Raw genomic sequence first — 18,119 nt, forward strand, 5'->3', positions numbered from 1 at the left:
AAATTGGTTCAATTTCTACTTTTGGCTTTTCTCTGCATTGTTGATGTTCTTGATTCCTGATATAAGGGCATCAGGATTAAAGGAAATAGAATTGATGCCTTTTTCTACAAGAAACTGTGCAAACTCAGGATAATCGCTAGGTGCCTGACCACAAAGTCCGATTTTGGTGTGCGTCTTATGGGCAGATTCTATGACCATAGCAATCATTTTTTTGACCCCAGGGTCATTGATATCAAAGATGTCACTCAACAATTCAGAATCCCTATCTACACCCAAAGTCAATTGTGTGAGGTCATTGGAGCCAATTGAAAATCCGTCAAAGAATTCAGCAAATTGTTCTGCCAAGATGATATTATTGGGTATTTCAGTCATCATATATAGCTGAAGTCCATGCTCACCACGTTTCAGACCATTTTTTCCCATAACCTCTACAACCTTGGCGGCTTCTTTTAATGTACGGCAGAAGGGAATCATAATTTTTACGTTGTCTAGCCCCATGGTTTCACGTACCTTTTTAATCGCTTTACATTCTAATGCAAAGGCTTCCTGGTATTTAGGATTATAGTATCGTGAAGCGCCCCTAAAACCGAGCATCGGGTTAGATTCTACAGGTTCGAATTCGGTGCCTCCTATTAAGTTGGCATACTCATTCGTTTTAAAATCACTGGTTCGAACGATAACGTCTTTGGGATAAAAGGCAGCAGCGATGGTGGCAATACCCTCTGCAAGCTTATGTACAAAATAATCAGACTTGTCAGGATAGTGGTGGGTCAATTTCTCAATTTTCTCCTTAACTGCTGCATCTTTTAGGTCGTCAAAATGTTTCAAGGCCATAGGGTGAATTTGAATAGAATTGTTGATAACAAATTCCAATCGCATCAATCCAACCCCTTCAGAGGGATAAAATGAAAATTTGAATGCCTGCTCAGGATCCGCCAAAATCAGCATAGGTTGTGTCTTAGGTTTTTCTAGAGCGGCAATGTCAACTTCTTTTTCATCCCATTCTAAAAGGCCCTCGTAAACGATGCCAGTATCGCCCTCAGCACAAGAAATCGTAATGTCTTGTCCGTCTTTAATTACCTTTGTTGCATTGTTACTTCCAACTATTGCCGCAGCACCCACTTCACGTGCAACTATGGCAGCATGGCTGGTACGTCCACCTTGGTCTGTAATGATTCCCGCTGCTTTTTTAAGAATAGGATCCCAATCGGGATTGGTACGTTCCGTAACCAATATCTCACCTTCCTGAAGTTTGTCAGATTCTTCAGGACTATGCAATATGCGGGCCTTTCCAGATGATATTTTGTTGCCCAAACCCATTCCATGAGTTATTTCCTTACCCTTTTTCAATAAGGTATAGGTATTGATTTTTAGTTTGTTCTTTTTAGCACTCTGTACGGTTTCTGGCCTGGCTTGAACGATAAATAGTTCATTGGTCAAACCATCCTTTGCCCATTCGATGTCCATAGGACGTTTGTAGTGATCTTCAATGATCAATGACCACTGAGCCAATTTTATTACCTCGGCATCGGTCAGTACAAATAGTTCTTGCTTCTCTGCCGGAGTGTTAAGGTTAATGGTACCACTTCCGGATTCGTCATAAACCATGGTCTTTTCTTTACTGCCCAGGTTTCTGGAAACAATGGGTTGTGGAACACCCTTTTTTAAGCTTGGCTTGAATACAAAATAGTCATCGGGATTGATGCTACCCTGAACAATATTCTCACCAAGGCCATAAATACTAGAAACCAGTACAACCTGGTCAAAGCCAGTATCAGGATCCAGGGTAAAATTTACTCCAGAAGCTGCCAAATCTGAACGTACCATCATCTGAACACCAATAGAAAGGGCCACTTTGGTGTGGTCAAAACCATTGTCTTGCCTATATTTAATGGCCCGGTCGGTGAAAAGTGATGCATAACATCTTTTGCAGGCGTCAACAAGTTCTACTTTTCCTTTTACATTCAGATAACTTTCTTGTTGGCCCGCAAAACTTGCATTGGGCAAATCTTCGGCTGTAGCACTACTTCGTACGGCCAATGAAATATCACCTTTGTATTTTTTTACTAAGGCATCGTAACCTTTTCCAATGGCTTCTTTGATATCTTCCGGAAGTTCTGAATCAAGAATAACCTTTCTAACTGTCGCTCCAACTTCCCTTAAATTCGAAAACGCTTTGGTATCCAATTTTGCCAAATGACCGAAGATTTCATCCTTTATATTTTCTTCATCTAAGAAGTGCCAGTATGCCTCAGAAGTTGTCGCAAAGCCGTCGGGAACTTGCACCCCCTTTGGAGTCAACTTTTGAAACATTTCTCCAAGAGAAGCATTTTTTCCTCCTACAATGGGCACATCATTGATATCAATTTCGTTAAAATGGCGTATGAAATTTTTCATTACTGTATAGTTAAAAGGTCGTTTCCGATCAAGATTTTATAAAACGAATCTCCGATGATTCCATGCCAAACGAAATGACCTGAGTCATGGTAGAAAAAAAAATTAGCATGATCTAGATCATTTCCCTTATCACTTCAATAGAATACTTTTACTACTTCATTTACAAGAACAGAAGTATGTCCACGGTATTAAAAAACAACAATAAGTCTTTTTTGGGAAAAGTAGTTGCCGTGCAGGGGAGTGTGGTAGACATTTGGTTCGACAGTAAATTACCTTCTATTAACACATTAATTCACACGGGCCCTAACAATTCCATTGCCATTGAGGTTTTGGCACAATTAGACGACCATAGAGTTCGCGGCATCGCCTTGACCCCTACACAAGGTTTGGCCAGAGGTATGAAAGCCGAAACAGATGGAGGTCAATTAACTGTTCCTGTGGGCAAAGAAATAATGGGACGTATGTTCGATGTTTTTGGAAATACCATTGACCATGGAGAAGCTTTACCGGAACTGCCACGTAAAAGTGTTCATCAACTGCCTCCTTCTTTAGCGAAACGCGCTACAAAATCGGAGATTTTTGAAACAGGGATTAAGGCTATTGATGTAATGGTGCCCTTACAGCATGGTGGTAATGCCGGTCTATTTGGAGGTGCGGGAGTAGGTAAAACCGTATTACTTACCGAAATGATCCATAATATGGTGGGCTATCACCAAGGTATAAGCATGTTCTGTGGAATAGGCGAACGCTGTCGTGAGGGTCATGAACTTTACCATGACATGAAAAAGGCGGATGTATTGAAAGATATGGTGATGATGTTCGGTCAAATGAACGAACCGCCTGGTGCTCGATTCCGGGTAGGACATGCCGCATTGACCATGGCAGAATATTTTAGGGACGATGAACATCGGGATGTGCTTTTGCTTATCGACAATGTGTTTCGTTTTATTCAAGCGGGGATGGAAGTTTCAGGCCTTATGGGGCAAATGCCGTCAAGATTGGGTTACCAGCCTACTTTGGGTACGGAGCTTTCAAAACTGGAAGAGCGCATTGCCAATACTGATACTGGAGCCATTACCAGCATACAAGCAGTGTATGTACCAGCTGATGACCTTACAGATCCCGCTGCTGTGCATACATTTTCTCATCTTTCAGCCTCTATTACTTTATCTCGGAAAAGGGCTGGTGAGGGACTTTTCCCAGCAATAGATTTATTGCAATCCAGCTCAAAAATGGCAACTCCGGGTATAATCGGTGATAGGCACTATCACATATTACAGCAAATCCGGCAAACCTTGGCCCAATATGAGGAGCTAAAAGATATCATTGCCATGTTAGGACTTGAACAGCTTTCTGTTGCAGACCGCACTATTGTGAACCGGGCAAGGCGTTTGGAAAGGTTTTTTACCCAACCATTCTTTACAACGGAACAGTTCAGTGGACTTAAAGGAAAAGGAGTGCGACTTTCGGATGCACTTGATGGTTGCGAAAGAATTCTTAACGATGAATTCAAAGATTTGCCAGAGCGTGCTTTCTATATGGTTGGCACAATTGAAGAGGCCATAGAAAAGGCTAAAAAAGAACCATCGAAAGAAGAAAAAAAACCTGAGGTAGAGAAAACAAGCACTACTTCTAAAGAGACTACTAAAGCATAGACCTAGAACATAATACAATGGACCTACATATATTACTTCCGTTTAAGGTATTTCTGAAAATTTCGGGAGTAAAACGTATTGTGGTTGATACAAATGCCGGTTCCTACGGTTTTTTACCTCAGCGATTAGATTGCGTTGCAGCTCTGGTACCTGGCATATTGGTCTATGAATCAAAAGAAGGTGTAGAGCACTATGTGGCTATGGACGAGGGGATATTGACCAAAAAGGATGAATATGTAGAAATATCCGTAAGAAATGCCATTGCCGGAGCCAATCTGGGAAAGCTTAGAGAAGCTGTGGAAAGTGAGTTTGTGAACCTGGACGAAACGGAAAGAGATGTTCGAAAGGCCGTCGCCAAATTGGAAACCGAATTTATGCAAGGTATTAAAAAACTACGTCAATAATGGATACTAATGGTGAGGGTAAGAAAAAGGTAAAGGACTTCATAGAAGAAGTAGAAAGCAAAGAGCGGCAAATGATGAATGCCAGAGAAGAGGAAAAAAAGAGTGTGTGGGCAGGCTTTGGCACTTTTGGCATGGTGGGTTGGTCGGTGACAGTACCCACAATATTGGGCGCCATGTTAGGAATGTCGCTGGATGTTAGGTATCCACAGACTTTTTCATGGACTTTGACCTTATTAATTGCTGGCCTTTTCATTGGTTGTGCAATTGCCTGGCAATGGATAGACAAAGAAAATAAATCAATGCACGAACATAAAAAGAAAAAAGATGAATGATTTAGTGATGGACTTATTGGTTCTCTTTGGCGGCGTTTGCCTGGGATTTCTATTTTTTGGAGGACTTTGGTTCACTTCAAAAAAAATGTTGACCTCCAAAAAGGTGGTATTATGGTATTTGGGTAGTTTATTCATTAGGGTAGGGATTACTCTTATAGGTTTTTATTACCTGGGCCAAAACAGTTTGGAGTATATGGTGATCTGTCTTTTCGGCTTTATAGTTGCTCGTTTTGTTGTCATCAAAATGACCAAGTCAAAAGAGGTAGTCCCAATAAAACTAGAAAAAGATTATTAAGATGGAACTGAGTCCTGATGAAACGATTTTCTGGCAAAATGGCTTTATAACCATCAACCTTACATTGGTAACCACTTGGGTATTAATGTTTGTATTGGTAATGGCGTCCTTTTTGGTAACCAGAAAACTACGTACCGATTTAAAAATATCACGCTGGCAGTGCATTTTAGAAATGCTTGTTACTGGCATGAACCAACAAATAAAGGAAGTGGGGCTAAAAAACTCTGAAAAGTTTCTAAGTTTTATCGGCACCCTGTTCATTTTCATTGCCTTTGCTAACTTATGTATCATTTTCCCGGGCTACGAACCTCCAACCAGCTCGCTTTCCACTACAGCAGCACTGGCCATATGCGTTTTTCTGGCAACGCCTCTTTTTGGCATTGCCGAAAGCGGTGTTCTTGGGTATTTGAAAACCTATATTGAACCGACATTTATAATGCTCCCTTTTAATATCATAAGTGAAGTGTCTCGTACATTGGCACTGGCCGTTCGTCTCTTCGGAAATATCATGAGTGGAGGCCTTATCGTTTCTATTTTACTGAGTATAGCACCATTGTTCTTCCCCGTTCTGATGACGGTATTAGGGCTTATCACGGGAATTATACAAGCCTATATATTCAGCATTTTGGCAACCGTTTATATTGCAGCGGCTACTGAAGAATCAGATAGAAAGAATGTCAAAAAAAAGAAAATGAACAAGCAACCTGAAATCCTAACTGAAGCTAAATTAGTAGCAAAATAAACCCTTATTAAAATTTAATTCAAAACTAAAATTGGTACAACAAAAAATACAATATTATGGATAGTTCAACAATAATCGCTTTGGTCTCGATCATTACCGCAGGATTAACTACAGGTATTGGCTGTATGATACCTGCACTTGGGCAGGGAAAATCTATTTCAACCGCACTAAGTGCAATGGCACAACAACCAGATGCAAGTCAAACCGTTACACGTACTCTTTTTGTGGGTTTGGCTATGCTTGAATCATTGGCAATCTATTGTTTTGTGATTTCGATGATCTTAATATTTGCCAATCCATTCTGGAACCATTTCATAGCTAACTAATTTCAAAATGAATATCGACTGGTTTACGCTCATCGCCCAAATCATCAATTTTATATTGTTGATGTGGTTACTTAAACGCTTCCTTTATAAGCCTATTTTAGCTGCAATCGATAAAAGAGAAACGAATATTAAAAATCAACTATTGGATGCAACATCTCAAAAAAAAGAAGCTACCAAAGCGCAGGATGAATTCAACCAAAAGAATGAATCTTTTGATAAACAGAAGGCTGAATTGATGCAGAAGGCTGTTTCTGAAGCAAAAGTAGAGAGTGAGAAACTAAAAGAAACAGCTAGAAATGAGGCCAATGTTCTCAAGGAAAAATTAGAAAAGGCCTTTACTGAAGATCAAGCCAGTAAAAACAATAATATAGCAAAAAGGATAGGAGACGAAGTGTTAAATATTACAAGAAAAACCTTGACCGACCTTTCTTCTGCAAGTTTGGAGGAGCAAACCCTGAAGGTCTTGTTGATAAAATTAGACACCCTAAATGAGGAAGATAAAATAAAATTTGCTGAAGCGTTGAAAGAGGGCAGTAAACCTATAGTAGTGCAAAGTGCTTTTGAATTATCTACCGATCAACAAGCTGCGATCCAAAAATCGGTAAATGCTGTACTAAATACCGAAGCCACCTATGAATTTGTTATCCGCCAAGAGCTGATAAATGGCATTGAAATTCTGACGAATGGTTTCAAACTATCCTGGAGTATTTATGACTATTTAGAATCTTTTCAAAACGAAGTGGATACAGGAAAAAAGGTGGAAATAGAAACGAAATCTAAATGAAATGGGCGTAACAGATTATAATGGTTTATTGGATGATACGTTTGATGCTTTTGCAAAACATAGGGAGAATCACTCCTTTGATTTAGCCCCAAAAGAAGTAGGTCACGTCACCAGCGTTTCCGCTGGTGTGGTAAAAGTATCGGGTCTTCCCAATGTTGGTTATGAGGAATTATTAAAATTTCCTGGAAATTTATACGGTATCGCCTTTAACATTGATGAAGATGAAATCGGAGCCATCCTTTTAGGAGAGGACTCTGAACTAAATGCGGGTGACCTTGTGGAACGCACAAATCGAGTAATGGATGTTCCAGTGGGTAAAGCCCTTCTTGGAAGGGTAATTGGTCCTTTGGGTCAACCTATGGATGATAAAGGACCCATTTCCTATGAGAAAAGACTGCCTATTGAACGGGATGCCACAGCCATTATGGATCGTTCGGCGGTAAGCATGCCCTTGCAGACGGGAATTAAGGTGATTGATGCGCTTATCCCAATTGGGAGAGGCCAGCGAGAATTGATTTTGGGTGATCGGCAAACAGGTAAGACCGCCATTGCCCTTGATACGATTGTGAATCAAAAAGACAAAGAGGTCATCTGTGTCTACTGTGCTATCGGGCAACGGGCTTCTTCTGTTGCCAAAGTCATCGCAGATTTAAAAGAAAATGGGGCCATGGCCTATACCATTGTCTTGGTTACAGAGGGCAACAATTCGCCTGGCCTGCAATACATTGCTCCCTATGCTGCCACCAGTATCGCTGAGTATTTTATGCAAAATGGTAAAGATGTACTCATCGTCTATGATGATTTAACGAACCATGCCAGGGCCTATCGTGAGCTTTCTCTTTTGCTAAAAAGACCACCGGGACGTGAAGCCTTTCCTGGAGATATTTTCTACATCCATTCCAGGTTGTTGGAGCGTTCTACGCATTTGAGCGATGAACTTGGAGGAGGTTCATTAACCGCCCTTCCTATAATTGAAACCGAAGCACAAAACATTGCAGCCTATATTCCTACCAATCTTATTTCGATAACCGATGGGCAGATTTACCTTTCACCCAAACAATTTGAATTGGGTATTTTACCTGCAGTTGAGGTAGGTAAATCGGTTTCTCGTGTGGGAGGTAAAGCGCAATTGCCTGCTTATAGCGCAATTGCCGGTGACTTAAAACTTGGATTTTCACAATTTGAAGAATTGGAAACTTTTGCCCGTTTTGGCTCCCATTTAGATGAAGAAACACGAAGTATCCTTGAACATGGCAAGCGCATTCGAGAGATTCTCAAACAAAATGAATTGCAACCTTTATCCGTAGCGGAACAGATAGGCGTACTTCTGGCACTGACCAATGGCCTTTTTGATACAATTTCACTTGAAAATATGCGGGAGGCTGAAATGGCGGTTATAAAAAGTATAGCCAATTTACCCGAAGAGGTTTTAAATAGCTTTTCTTCCAGTAAAGAAGTAAATGAAAGCGGCCAGGAAAGTATGTTGACAGCTTCAAAAACTGCACTTAAGGCATTTCAAGAGGCAGAACAACTACCTAAATAAATTCGCAATGGATTCGCTGGAAAGCTTAACAAGACAGATTAAAGGAGCAAAAGAACTAAACACCATCGTGCGGACCATGAAGGCTATGGCAGGTGCCAATATTGGCCAATATGAAATGGCCATGGAATCGTTGGATGATTACTGGACCAATGTTTCTTTGGGGCTTGTTGCCTATTTAAAGCATATTGGATTAGGAACCCCAGATACTAAACAGAAAACTAAGAATAACAAAGCTGAAAAATCTATTTGTGCCATTGTTTTTGGTTCAGATCAAGGATTTGTCGGGCAGTTTAATGATGCCCTGTCGGAATATGTTTCAAAGTCTTTGTCAACTCAGGAGGGTAAATTGGAAATCTGGACCGTCGGTGTTCGCGTGCCTTTATTGTTGACGGATATGGGGTTGACGGTAACCAAGCAATTCAACCTTCCAAATTCCATTAATGCGACAACCACTCTAATCGGATCAATCCTGGTTCAATTAGAGGAAAATTGGGAAAATGGAAACTTGGATGAGTATTACCTTTTTCACAACCATTTGGTAAAAGAAGGGGCTTACCAACAGGAAAAATTACGCTTATTCCCCCTGGATGAAAAATGGCTACAGGATAAAGGACAATTGAAATGGCCTACCCAAAAACTCCCAGAAATTATTGGTGATAGCGATAAACTGATACATCGTTTAATAAGGGAGTTTCTTTTGTTACGTTGTATAAAACTTGTACCGAGTCATTGGCCAGTGAAAACTTCAGCCGATTGAATGCCATGCAACGTGCAGAAAAAATATTGAAGAATTGCTTGATAATATTGGGCATACATATCATCGGCTAAGGCAAAGTTCAATAGACGAAGAGCTATTTGATGTGATCGCTGGATTCACGGCTTTAAAGAAAGAAAAAAAATAGTTGGGCTAACTCCAAATAAATTGTTTTGCACACCTAATATGGCCAAAGTTTTATTTCCATTTTGGCAATTGAACTTTTCGATGTTTCACAAGACTTACAGTAGGCCTTACATTGGAGTATATTTTACTTGAAAAGCCATAACTAAACGCTCAATTTTTTTTACTCTTTTCATGGTCTAACCAAGGTGCAAAGGCATAAAAATATTACTTTAGCCACACATTTATAATGGGTTATATGGATTTATTTATTTCCATCGATATTCGGAACGTCCTTTAAGTTCGTGTTCTATTTCAAGCAACCGGTTGTATTTAGCCACTCGTTCGCCTCTACACGCCGAACCTGCTTTTAAATGCCCTCCATCCATCGCTACGGCAAAATCAGCTAAAAAAGTATCTTCAGTTTCTCCAGAACGGTGCGACAAAAAATATCGCCAGCCGGCTTCACGACACATTCGTACTGCTTCAATGGTTTCTGTGACCGACCCAATCTGGTTTAATTTGATTAGGGCAGAATTGGCAGTTTTTTTTGGCAATACCCTTACTAATATACTTTCTGTTGGTAACGAAAATATCATCGCCAACCACTTCTATTTTATCTCCGAATTCTTTGGTAAATTTTGAAAATCCGTCCCAGTCTCCTTCAGAAAGTGGGTCTTCCCATGAAACAATAGGATATTTTTTCAACCACTCACCCGACAACTCAATTAGCTCATCAGTGGTCATCTTTCCAGCTCCCGAAGATGTCAGGTCATATTGATTATCAAGATTGGGAGAAAAAGAATTGGCTGCACTATCAATGGCGACTGATAAATCTTCTCCAGGTTTGTATCCCGCCTGTTCAATCGCTTCAATTATCAATTCAATCGCTATTTCGTTGCTTGCGCAATTTGGTGCAAAACCACCTTCATCGCCAACACTAGTGGCAAGACCATTGTTTTTCAATATCTTCTTAAGTACATGAAAAGTTTCTGCAACATAACGAAGACCTTCCTTAAAATTCGGTGCTCCGTGCGGTACCAACATGAACTCTTGAAAATCAACACTATTATCGGCATGTTCGCCACCGTTAAGTATATTCATACAGGGCACAGGAATACGCACCGTATTAGAACCTCCTAAATATTGATACAATGGCAGGTTAGAGGATACGGCAGCCGCTTTGGCAACCGCCATGGAAACCCCCAAGATGGCATTGGCACCGAGCCGTGATTTATTCTCGGTACCATCTAGCTCGATCATCGTATAATCAATGTCTTTTTGGTCAATAGCATGCATTCCAATTAGCGCTGCAGCTATATCTTTATTTACATTTTCTACCGCCTTTTGCACACCTTTTCCAGCGTAACGCTTTTCACCATCACGAAGCTCTAGTGCCTCATTCTGCCCCGTAGATGCTCCTGAAGGCACTGAAGCAGAAGTTTTTGTCCCATCTTCTAAGGTTACATAAGCCCTAAGTGTAGGGTTGCCTCGGGAGTCCAATATCTCGAGTGCTGAAATAGTAGTGATTTTTGAATTCATTTTAGTAAAATTTAAGGTTACTTTTTTCTTTTCACTTTGATGCCTTTTCTCATCCTTCTTCAAGGGCTCTCTTTTAAACCTTATGATTGGGCCCTAGACATATAGAATTAAAAAAACAGCTCTGATGCAATAAGGTCTGGTAATCAACAGCGGAAGGAGCACCTCTTCATCCATTGTTGGAAGGTATAGCAGATTTAAAAAACGGCACATGATATAAATCAGGATCACATCAATTTGATGATTTACCCCATCCCCACAAAAAAACGATGATATCGTTGAAAGAACTGATCTAAGTCATTCATGATGAAGCCTGCACTGTTTAGTTTTGTCTGCTAGGTATACGCAATGGGCTCAATGCATCCCGGGAAGCGTTAATGCTACCCAATTGAACCAGACGGTCAGTTTCAAATAGGAAACAGTATAAGTACATCCCATGAGAATTAAAAAACATCCAGATTAAGGGAGGTCGATACCCGTAATTACAAGCTTTTATTTTACGCACTTTTGGTGGGTTTAATATCAGGAATCTTAAGTTCTTTATTTCGACTGATACTTTCTTATTTAAATACACTTAAAATCGCCTTTTCCCCTGATCGACTGAATCTTGATTGGTTAAATTGGTTATGGCCATTTTTTTTCTCATTTCTAGCGATATGGTTTTCAATATTCCTGGTCAAGAAATTTGCCCCTGAAGCTGCAGGAAGTGGTATTCAGGAAATTGAAGGTGCATTGGACGGCATTAGACCTATACGTTGGAAAAAGGTATTACCGGTTAAATTTTTTGGCTCTATATTTTCGCTAAGTAGTGGTTTATTATTGGGCAGAGAGGGACCTACAGTCCAAATGGGCGCCAATGTTGGTAAGATGATAAAAGATGTTTTCAAACAATCTGAAGGAGAAAACAACCCTCTGATTTCTACAGGTGCAGCGGCAGGACTTGCAAGCGCTTTCAATGCGCCATTTGCTGGGATCATTTTTGTGATCGAAGAGATGAACGGCCATTTTAAATTTAATTTTTATTCGGTTGCAGCGCTTATGATAGGTGCTGGTTCGGCTGACATGATAGTAAGGTTAATGGTTGGCGGAGGTCCTATTATAGAAATAACAATTTTTACCTTTGAGCAATTATCTGGGATTTGGCTTTTTGTTCTTCTCGGGATTCTACTGGGTTTTGTTGGATTTATTTTCAATAAATTGCTGATCAAAAGTCTGGATTTCTTCGACAAAACCAAACTCAATTATATTACGGTTGCATTATTATTGGCCTTTGCCATTACAGTTGTTGGAAGGTTTTGGCCAGATATGATAGGGGCAGGATATGATACAATTTTCAACGTGACCAAGAATTCATTTACCCTACAATTCCTTTTGTTGCTTTTTTTGGCAAGATTGGTTTTATCAGTTATTAGTTACGGTTCCGGCGTCCCAGGAGGTATATTTACCCCATTGATTACTTTAGGAGTAATTTTAGGAATGCTCTTTGGAGGTCTGGCGCAATATTTTTTTCCTGACCTGGTTCAAGATCCAGCTATTTTCGCAGTGGCTGGTATGGCTGGTATTTTTGCGTCTACGATTAGAGCACCACTCACAGGTTTAGCGCTGAGTGTTGAAATGACCGCAAACTATGAATTGATTCTCCCCTTAATATTTACGGCTGTAACTGCATCGGTATGCACTGCGGTATTAGGTAATGGCCCTATTTACTCCATTTTGCTAAAACGAATTTTAGCTCGGAATACACATTAACTATATAACATTTCTTTTACCATGTCTTGGACCTCAATTAAAACACTTGAAATCCCAGTCTTATCCTTAACGCGCTATATTTACGGAAAAATTTCTTCCTTCCCACTTATCCGTTTCTTTCCAATGAAAGGTAAATTCAATTTTAGCCGATTTTTTATTTGCCTTAATGTCTGTGGTGAAAATTCCAGCACCATTTTCTTTAGATTCTGCAATATGCTGGTCTTTCCAATCATTATCAGTCCAATGAACGGCACATTTCTCGAAAGTCTCAATTCTTAATATTTTTTCTTTTGGCAGTATTTCAACACCATTGTCAAAACGCCATACTTGATAAACGGCTTTCTTTTTTTCTGTATATAACGCTCTTGTGTTTGTTCGGGCATGTCAAACACTTTTTTATGGTCAATTGAAATACAAAGTTTGATGTATTCAGCATGGGCCCAGGAGAGCGGCATGGCGGATCCTGTGTGCGACCCAAAGTATAAACCTTTTTCTGGGATATCTGCTTTGTCCCATATTTGTTCGGGTAACAAGCCATTGTTGGCAAAGGAATCCATGGCTTTTAAGAGTTTATTTGCATTATCGATATTCCCTGCCGCTATTTCATAATGCCCTCTTTCACCTGATAATAAAGGCCATGCCCGACCTATGCCTGTTCCATCATATGGGTCCCCATTTTCTTGTTCCCCATAGCCATCATTGTTGTAGCGGTACCAGCAACTCCCTTTGGGAGTGTCAACTTTTAATTCAGCATCTATTACTTTTAAGGTATTCAGGATTCTAGGATCATCGGGTGCCCTAAGACCAAACCTTACCAAAGCCAATGCATCTACACTGACAAGCTCGCTTATTTTGGTTTTTCCCTGGTCAGCATGATGGTTTATTAAATTGATTGTTCGATTACCCAATTCTGATGCAGGAATTTCTGCAAATGGATTTATACGGATATAGTACCCCTCTACATTGTGTTTTTTTGCTAGGGGAGTACCGGTAACATAGGTGCGGTATTCTATGGTATCGTTCCAGCTGTCAGCAGTTTCCCGGCAATAAGTAGCAAGGTCCTCTTCTCCATTTATTTTCGCAAGTTCTGCCCCTGCAAGCAAAGCTGCAATTTCAGTTGCCATTGTAAAAGGTGAAAAACCACTTTCCTCCTCCCAACGGTCTTGTTCCGTATAAGGACCATTTACCAAAAGGAAAGTAATGGCCTTTTTGGCCAAGGGCCAGTACCTTGTCATACGATGTTTACCCATCGTATTCCGCAAGTAACCTTTTAAAATCTCTATTATTGGCAGGGCAATTTGGTCCATTTGTAGGCCAAGCCAGTTAGGTTCTCCCTGAAGCCACATGTTTTGAGGCCAACTGCCATCGGCATTTTGGGTAGACATGAGATAATTTACTATCCGAGATACATCTTCCTTCGTTTCCAAAGCATTAAATCCTCCTGCACTCTCTACCAAATCTCTTGGCCATACCACATGGTAACCACTTTTGTCTGTGTCTCCTTTAGTCTCTCCCCAAGGAATGGAAAGGCTTGCTATTATACCGCCAGGAAAGTTTTTGGCTTCATGCATACGCAATATGGAAGCACTAAACTTAAAATTTTTCGCTGCTAATTTGGGTAAGGTTTTTTGCCAGGTTTGCCATTCTTCTATATACCTTCTTTTGGCCGTATCAAAACCATCCAATATACTTGCACGCGCATGATTGGCTGCCTCTAAATGAGTTCTACCAAAACTTATTGCCAATACAAATTCTTGTTCTGCAAGATCAATTTCTCCGGTTAATGCAATATTTCCCTTGGTGGCTTGTTCAAATTCCCACTCCAGTTTTCCATGTTGCTTTATATCGGTCCACCCATCGGATGTACCAACATAGCCAATTGAACGCTTAAGCCATTTTGTAGAACAGGACATGGCCAAAGCAATGTCTCCATTCTGAGCAAATAGCATTTCAGAACCCTTATATTCACCTACCCAACCAGTGTTATTTCCTCCCTCATTGTTTAAATGCGGCGCGAGTAATGCAAAAAGTTGTAAAGGAAGGTTAGGGTCTTTTTGTTCGAATACTACATGTTGTAAAACCGTATTTCTAAAAGGATCAACAATAATTTCCTTGGTAATTTGAAATTTCCCAAACGGGTCAGTATTCATTACCCGATAAGCAGGGACACCATCTTTAATGGTTTTTGTCAAATGTTCGGTATCTTTTTTTTCCTCAGAGAAAGAATTGTGACCGTCTGTTACGATAAAGCCCATATCCCGAATACAGGCGATATCCTCTCTCGGATAGTACACTTCGTTGAGAATACCATGACTAAGAGTGAAAGTTACATCCGACGCCGAGTTGAGCGCCTTACCGATTCCTGATTTTCTACTAGAGGTCCATCGGGCTTCTAGTCCAGGTGCGCCTGGCGCCTCTGATTGCTGAGACATATTTTATAGGATAATTTCTAAGATAAAATTCTATTTTATTGTAATCCCATACCCTGTTTTAACTAAAACTAATGATATGTTTTTGATAGGCGAGTAATTTTTCGCCTCAAAAAGCGAAGTTATATCATGTAAATGGCTTGAAACATGATCTGCATCAGTTTAACTCAAAATAGGCAATAGTCAATCTATTGGGTAATGAAATTTCCAAACAGTCTGTTTTTCTTGCGATTGCAGCAATTCCAGATTGAAATGATAAATCCTATTGTATAATCTGAGATATGGCAAGTACTTGTATGTTTTCACCAGGTATCTTTTCAGTCCGTAGAACCCAAACAGCATAAATATTTCACCTCTTTCAAGCTTCCTATTACTTCCTTAAGCAACTAATTTATGCCCATGGGAAAAATTGCCAAGCAGCAAGGCAATTTGACCTAACCATTAGGGCTGCAAATGCTGAATCTTTGTATTGTAATTAATCAACAAACAAAAACTAACGAAAAATTATTATGACAACTACAGCAGCAGCATTTAAAGTACCGGCAAGATCTGAAGTATCTGAAAGCAACCAGGCTATTTTTGACCAACTAGGAAAACAAATTGGCTTTGTACCTAACCTTTATGCTTTTTTTGCCAAAAATGAAACGGCATTACCAGATTACCTGGCGCTACAAGGAAGAAAAACCTCGCTTAAAGCCAAGGAGAAAGAATTGGTTAACCTGGTCACCAGCCAAATCAATGGTTGCAGATATTGCCAATCAGCTCATACTGCACTAGGTAAAATGAACGGGTTCTCACATGAACAAATTCTTGAAATTCGAGGTGGATCAGCCAGTTTTGATGAAAAGCTTGATGCTTTGGTAAAATTTACGGCAGCAACGGTAAGTAATCATGGTAAAGTAGAAGAAAGTGTCAAAGAAGCATTTTTTGCTGCAGGGTACAATGAAGCGACTTTAATAGATGTGGTCATTCTTATCGGTGACAAAATCATGAGCAACTACCTTCATAACCTTGCAGGTTTTGAAATTGATTTCCCATTGGCTCCAGAATTATAAGTTTTAACAAGGGTTTTGCAATAGGTATTCGTTTCGAATAGTATTGCAAAACCTAATTTAAACCCAGGTTATGCACAACAAAATATCAACCATAGGTTATAATATAGGAGTATTTGGCACAGCCCTCATACTTATATGGATAGGATTGTTTAAATTTACTCCTACGGAGGCTACAGCAATAAAGCCATTGGTGGAAAATCACTTCGCCATGAATTGGCTTTACAGTTTCTTATCCTTACAGGCAGTTTCAAATCTTATAGGTTTATCAGAAATTGTCATCGGGGCATTATTATTTGGCTCATTGTTTTGGCCACAATTAGGTAAAATTGCCGGAATAGGTTCCGCTGTTATTTTTATTACCACGCTTAGCTTCCTTATCACCACTCCAGGTGTTTGGAAATTAGTTGATGGCTTTCCAATTACAGATTTCTTTTTGATCAAAGACATCCCATACCTTGCCATTTCATTAATGGTTTGGGGAAAATATTCAAATGCTAAAGTTGATACTGAATTATAAACAACACAAAAATGAACGAGATAACACTTTACGGTGCCGATTGGTGTCCTGATTGCCGAAGAGCAAAAGCTTTCCTAATCGAAAACAATGTGGACTACACTTTTATTGATGTCGATCTCGATGAAGCCGCTACAAAAAAAGTAGAGGCAATAAACAAGGGAAAGCGTATCATCCCAACCTTGATAATCAATGGAAAAAGTTATACCAATCCAGACAATGCAGCTCTTTCCAGTATCCTGGGGATAAATGAACAGGGCAGGGTTATACTTTACGGTGCCGATTGGTGTCCGGACTGTATCAAGTCAAAGTCTTTTTTGGTAGACAATAAAATTAATTTTCAATACATCAATATTGATGAAAACGAATGGGCAATACCCATTATTGAAAAAATCAACAGTGGAAAAAGGAAAATCCCTACCATTCTCATTAATGAGGACATCTTGGTGGAGCCTGAAAACGAAGCCCTGAGAATTGCTCTCAAGCTGGACGAGGAAAAAATCACCAAGGTATTTGATAGCATCATCATAGGTGCTGGTGCAGCAGGCTTGACAACTTCCATTTATGCCCAAAGAGATCGCTTCAGCACTTTAATTCTCGAGAAAAAACGGTTGGTGGAAATGCCTTTTTAACCGAAAAAATTGAAAACTATCCTGGATTTACTTCCATTTCAGGCCCAGCCCTAATGGACAAAATGGAAGAGCAAGCACGAGTATATGGTGCAACCATAAAAACGGGCGAAGAGGTGGTAAGCATAGAGAAGATCGACAACCTGTTTAACGTAAGAACCAAAACGAATCTCTTTTTAGGACGCTCGGTAGTGCTCTCAACAGGCTCTACTTATGAAAAGCTTAACATACCAGGCGAAAGCGAGTTATTGGGAGCCAGCGTGCACTTCTGCGCTACCTGTGATGGCGCTTTTTACAGAGACCGTGAAGTAATTGTCATAGGTGGTGGAAACTCGGCTTTGGAAGAAGGTATCTTTCTTTCTGGATTCACGAAGAAAGTAAAAATCGTTAACCGAAGAGCAACCTTTAAGGCATCTCAAACTTACATTGACAAGCTACCTGAACTTGACAATGTAGAAACCCATTACAATAAAGATGCTATAGCATTGGATATTGACCCTGATGGAAAATTTGCAGGATTGCGCGTAAAGGATTCGATAACGGGTGAAGAAGAAGTGATCACAGCTGATGGCGTTTTTATCTTTGTCGGCCTAAAACCCAACAATGCGAGTTTCAAAGGTTTGGTGGAAATGAATGAACGTGGTTTTATAACCACTACAGGTTTGGCAAAAACTTCGATCAACGGAATATTTGCCGCTGGAGACAACCGTGAAGGAGCCATAGCTCAGGTTGCGGCTGCTACTGGTGAAGGTGTTTTGGCCAGCTACGGACTGAGAGAGTTTTTGAAAAATTAAATTTCAATTTGTAAGGTGATCTCTTTTAAGTTCTTGGCATTGTTTTTGGCCAATT

Annotated in this window: 15 protein-coding genes and 2 pseudogenes; 14 read left to right on the forward strand and 3 right to left on the reverse strand. The window is 40.0% G+C overall.

The features are described 5' to 3' along the window. Positions 1-15: 15 nt before the first annotated feature. On the reverse strand, positions 16-2,397 hold the full coding sequence (ppsA, locus tag ADICYQ_RS19090; protein ID WP_020889589.1) for a phosphoenolpyruvate synthase: 2,382 nt from the start codon (positions 2,395-2,397) through the stop codon (positions 16-18). Positions 2,398-2,573: 176 nt separating this feature from the next. Between ppsA and atpD the strand changes: the two genes are divergently transcribed. The 9 genes from atpD to ADICYQ_RS19135 are packed head-to-tail and all read left to right on the forward strand — an operon-like array spanning position 2,574 to position 9,235. Beyond that, positions 2,574-4,052, forward strand: a complete 1,479-nt coding sequence (atpD, locus tag ADICYQ_RS19095; protein ID WP_020889590.1) for a F0F1 ATP synthase subunit beta — start codon at positions 2,574-2,576, stop codon at positions 4,050-4,052. 17 nt (positions 4,053-4,069) lie between these two features. Then, a complete protein-coding gene (locus ADICYQ_RS19100; protein WP_040417143.1) occupies positions 4,070-4,456 on the forward strand; it encodes a F0F1 ATP synthase subunit epsilon in 387 nt (128 codons plus the stop codon). Continuing rightward, positions 4,456-4,788, forward strand: coding sequence for an AtpZ/AtpI family protein (locus tag ADICYQ_RS19105; protein WP_020889592.1), 333 nt, complete (start codon positions 4,456-4,458; stop codon positions 4,786-4,788). Before ADICYQ_RS19100 ends, ADICYQ_RS19105 begins: the two co-directional genes overlap by 1 nt. Then, positions 4,781-5,083: an ATP synthase subunit I gene (locus ADICYQ_RS19110; protein WP_020889593.1), complete on the forward strand. Its 303-nt coding sequence runs from the start codon at positions 4,781-4,783 to the stop codon at positions 5,081-5,083. Before ADICYQ_RS19105 ends, ADICYQ_RS19110 begins: the two co-directional genes overlap by 8 nt. 1 nt (position 5,084) lies before the next feature. Further along, entirely contained in the window at positions 5,085-5,825 is a 741-nt protein-coding gene (locus ADICYQ_RS19115; protein ID WP_020889594.1) for a F0F1 ATP synthase subunit A, read from the forward strand. 56 nt (positions 5,826-5,881) lie between these two features. Beyond that, positions 5,882-6,151 carry a F0F1 ATP synthase subunit C gene (locus ADICYQ_RS19120; protein ID WP_020889595.1) on the forward strand — a complete coding sequence of 90 codons (270 nt, stop codon included), beginning with the start codon at positions 5,882-5,884 and terminating at the stop codon, positions 6,149-6,151. A 7-nt stretch (positions 6,152-6,158) separates the two neighbouring features. Then, complete coding sequence (locus tag ADICYQ_RS19125; protein ID WP_020889596.1) at positions 6,159-6,935, forward strand: F0F1 ATP synthase subunit B family protein; 777 nt, start codon at positions 6,159-6,161, stop codon at positions 6,933-6,935. A gap of 1 nt (position 6,936) precedes the next feature. Further along, on the forward strand, positions 6,937-8,478 hold the full coding sequence (locus ADICYQ_RS19130) for an alternate F1F0 ATPase, F1 subunit alpha (RefSeq protein ID WP_020889597.1): 1,542 nt from the start codon (positions 6,937-6,939) through the stop codon (positions 8,476-8,478). Positions 8,479-8,485: 7 nt separating this feature from the next. After that, entirely contained in the window at positions 8,486-9,235 is a 750-nt protein-coding gene (locus tag ADICYQ_RS19135) for a F0F1 ATP synthase subunit gamma (RefSeq protein WP_020889598.1), read from the forward strand. Positions 9,236-9,624: 389 nt separating this feature from the next. Here the strand turns inward: ADICYQ_RS19135 and eno are convergent. Continuing rightward, positions 9,625-10,897: pseudogene (eno, locus tag ADICYQ_RS19140) on the reverse strand (phosphopyruvate hydratase). 465 nt (positions 10,898-11,362) lie between these two features. On the opposite strand from eno, the pseudogene clcA reads away from it, so the two are divergent. Then, a pseudogene (clcA, locus tag ADICYQ_RS19145) lies at positions 11,363-12,643 on the forward strand (H(+)/Cl(-) exchange transporter ClcA); the annotation flags it as partial. Positions 12,644-12,918: 275 nt separating this feature from the next. On the opposite strand, the gene ADICYQ_RS19150 reads toward clcA, so the two are convergent. Continuing rightward, complete coding sequence (locus tag ADICYQ_RS19150; protein ID WP_051160293.1) at positions 12,919-15,075, reverse strand: glycoside hydrolase family 15 protein; 2,157 nt, start codon at positions 15,073-15,075, stop codon at positions 12,919-12,921. A gap of 506 nt (positions 15,076-15,581) precedes the next feature. Here ADICYQ_RS19150 and ADICYQ_RS19155 point away from each other — a divergent pair. The 4 genes from ADICYQ_RS19155 to ADICYQ_RS28995 all read left to right on the forward strand — a co-directional run bounded on the left by ADICYQ_RS19155 (position 15,582) and on the right by ADICYQ_RS28995 (position 18,064). Further along, positions 15,582-16,127 carry a carboxymuconolactone decarboxylase family protein gene (locus tag ADICYQ_RS19155; protein WP_020889604.1) on the forward strand — a complete coding sequence of 182 codons (546 nt, stop codon included), beginning with the start codon at positions 15,582-15,584 and terminating at the stop codon, positions 16,125-16,127. A 70-nt stretch (positions 16,128-16,197) separates the two neighbouring features. After that, positions 16,198-16,644 (forward strand): DUF417 family protein, encoded by a 447-nt coding sequence (locus ADICYQ_RS19160; protein WP_020889605.1) that lies wholly within the window; start codon positions 16,198-16,200, stop codon positions 16,642-16,644. Positions 16,645-16,655: 11 nt separating this feature from the next. Then, positions 16,656-17,273, forward strand: a complete 618-nt coding sequence (locus ADICYQ_RS28990; protein ID WP_020889606.1) for a glutaredoxin family protein — start codon at positions 16,656-16,658, stop codon at positions 17,271-17,273. An 8-nt stretch (positions 17,274-17,281) separates the two neighbouring features. Beyond that, positions 17,282-18,064, forward strand: coding sequence for an NAD(P)/FAD-dependent oxidoreductase (locus tag ADICYQ_RS28995; protein ID WP_235114804.1), 783 nt, complete (start codon positions 17,282-17,284; stop codon positions 18,062-18,064). Positions 18,065-18,119 lie beyond the last annotated feature (55 nt).

Source organism: Cyclobacterium qasimii M12-11B, from assembly GCF_000427295.1.
Taxonomy (GTDB): Bacteria; Bacteroidota; Bacteroidia; order Cytophagales; family Cyclobacteriaceae; genus Cyclobacterium; species Cyclobacterium qasimii.

What these genes read in the sequence shown, in the direction of transcription:
- ppsA (WP_020889589.1), bottom strand. Translation starts at nt 2,397, where the DNA reads ATGAAAAATTTCATACGCCATTTTAACGAAATTGATATCAATGATGTG.
- ADICYQ_RS19135 (WP_020889598.1), top strand. Translation starts at nt 8,486, where the DNA reads ATGGATTCGCTGGAAAGCTTAACAAGACAGATTAAAGGAGCAAAAGAA.
- ADICYQ_RS19115 (WP_020889594.1), top strand. Translation starts at nt 5,085, where the DNA reads ATGGAACTGAGTCCTGATGAAACGATTTTCTGGCAAAATGGCTTTATA.
- ADICYQ_RS19110 (WP_020889593.1), top strand. Translation starts at nt 4,781, where the DNA reads ATGAATGATTTAGTGATGGACTTATTGGTTCTCTTTGGCGGCGTTTGC.
- ADICYQ_RS19100 (WP_040417143.1), top strand. Translation starts at nt 4,070, where the DNA reads ATGGACCTACATATATTACTTCCGTTTAAGGTATTTCTGAAAATTTCG.
- ADICYQ_RS19150 (WP_051160293.1), bottom strand. Translation starts at nt 15,075, where the DNA reads ATGTCTCAGCAATCAGAGGCGCCAGGCGCACCTGGACTAGAAGCCCGA.
- ADICYQ_RS19120 (WP_020889595.1), top strand. Translation starts at nt 5,882, where the DNA reads ATGGATAGTTCAACAATAATCGCTTTGGTCTCGATCATTACCGCAGGA.
- ADICYQ_RS19105 (WP_020889592.1), top strand. Translation starts at nt 4,456, where the DNA reads ATGGATACTAATGGTGAGGGTAAGAAAAAGGTAAAGGACTTCATAGAA.
- ADICYQ_RS28990 (WP_020889606.1), top strand. Translation starts at nt 16,656, where the DNA reads ATGAACGAGATAACACTTTACGGTGCCGATTGGTGTCCTGATTGCCGA.
- ADICYQ_RS19125 (WP_020889596.1), top strand. Translation starts at nt 6,159, where the DNA reads ATGAATATCGACTGGTTTACGCTCATCGCCCAAATCATCAATTTTATA.
- ADICYQ_RS19160 (WP_020889605.1), top strand. Translation starts at nt 16,198, where the DNA reads ATGCACAACAAAATATCAACCATAGGTTATAATATAGGAGTATTTGGC.
- atpD (WP_020889590.1), top strand. Translation starts at nt 2,574, where the DNA reads ATGTCCACGGTATTAAAAAACAACAATAAGTCTTTTTTGGGAAAAGTA.
- ADICYQ_RS19130 (WP_020889597.1), top strand. Translation starts at nt 6,937, where the DNA reads ATGGGCGTAACAGATTATAATGGTTTATTGGATGATACGTTTGATGCT.
- ADICYQ_RS19155 (WP_020889604.1), top strand. Translation starts at nt 15,582, where the DNA reads ATGACAACTACAGCAGCAGCATTTAAAGTACCGGCAAGATCTGAAGTA.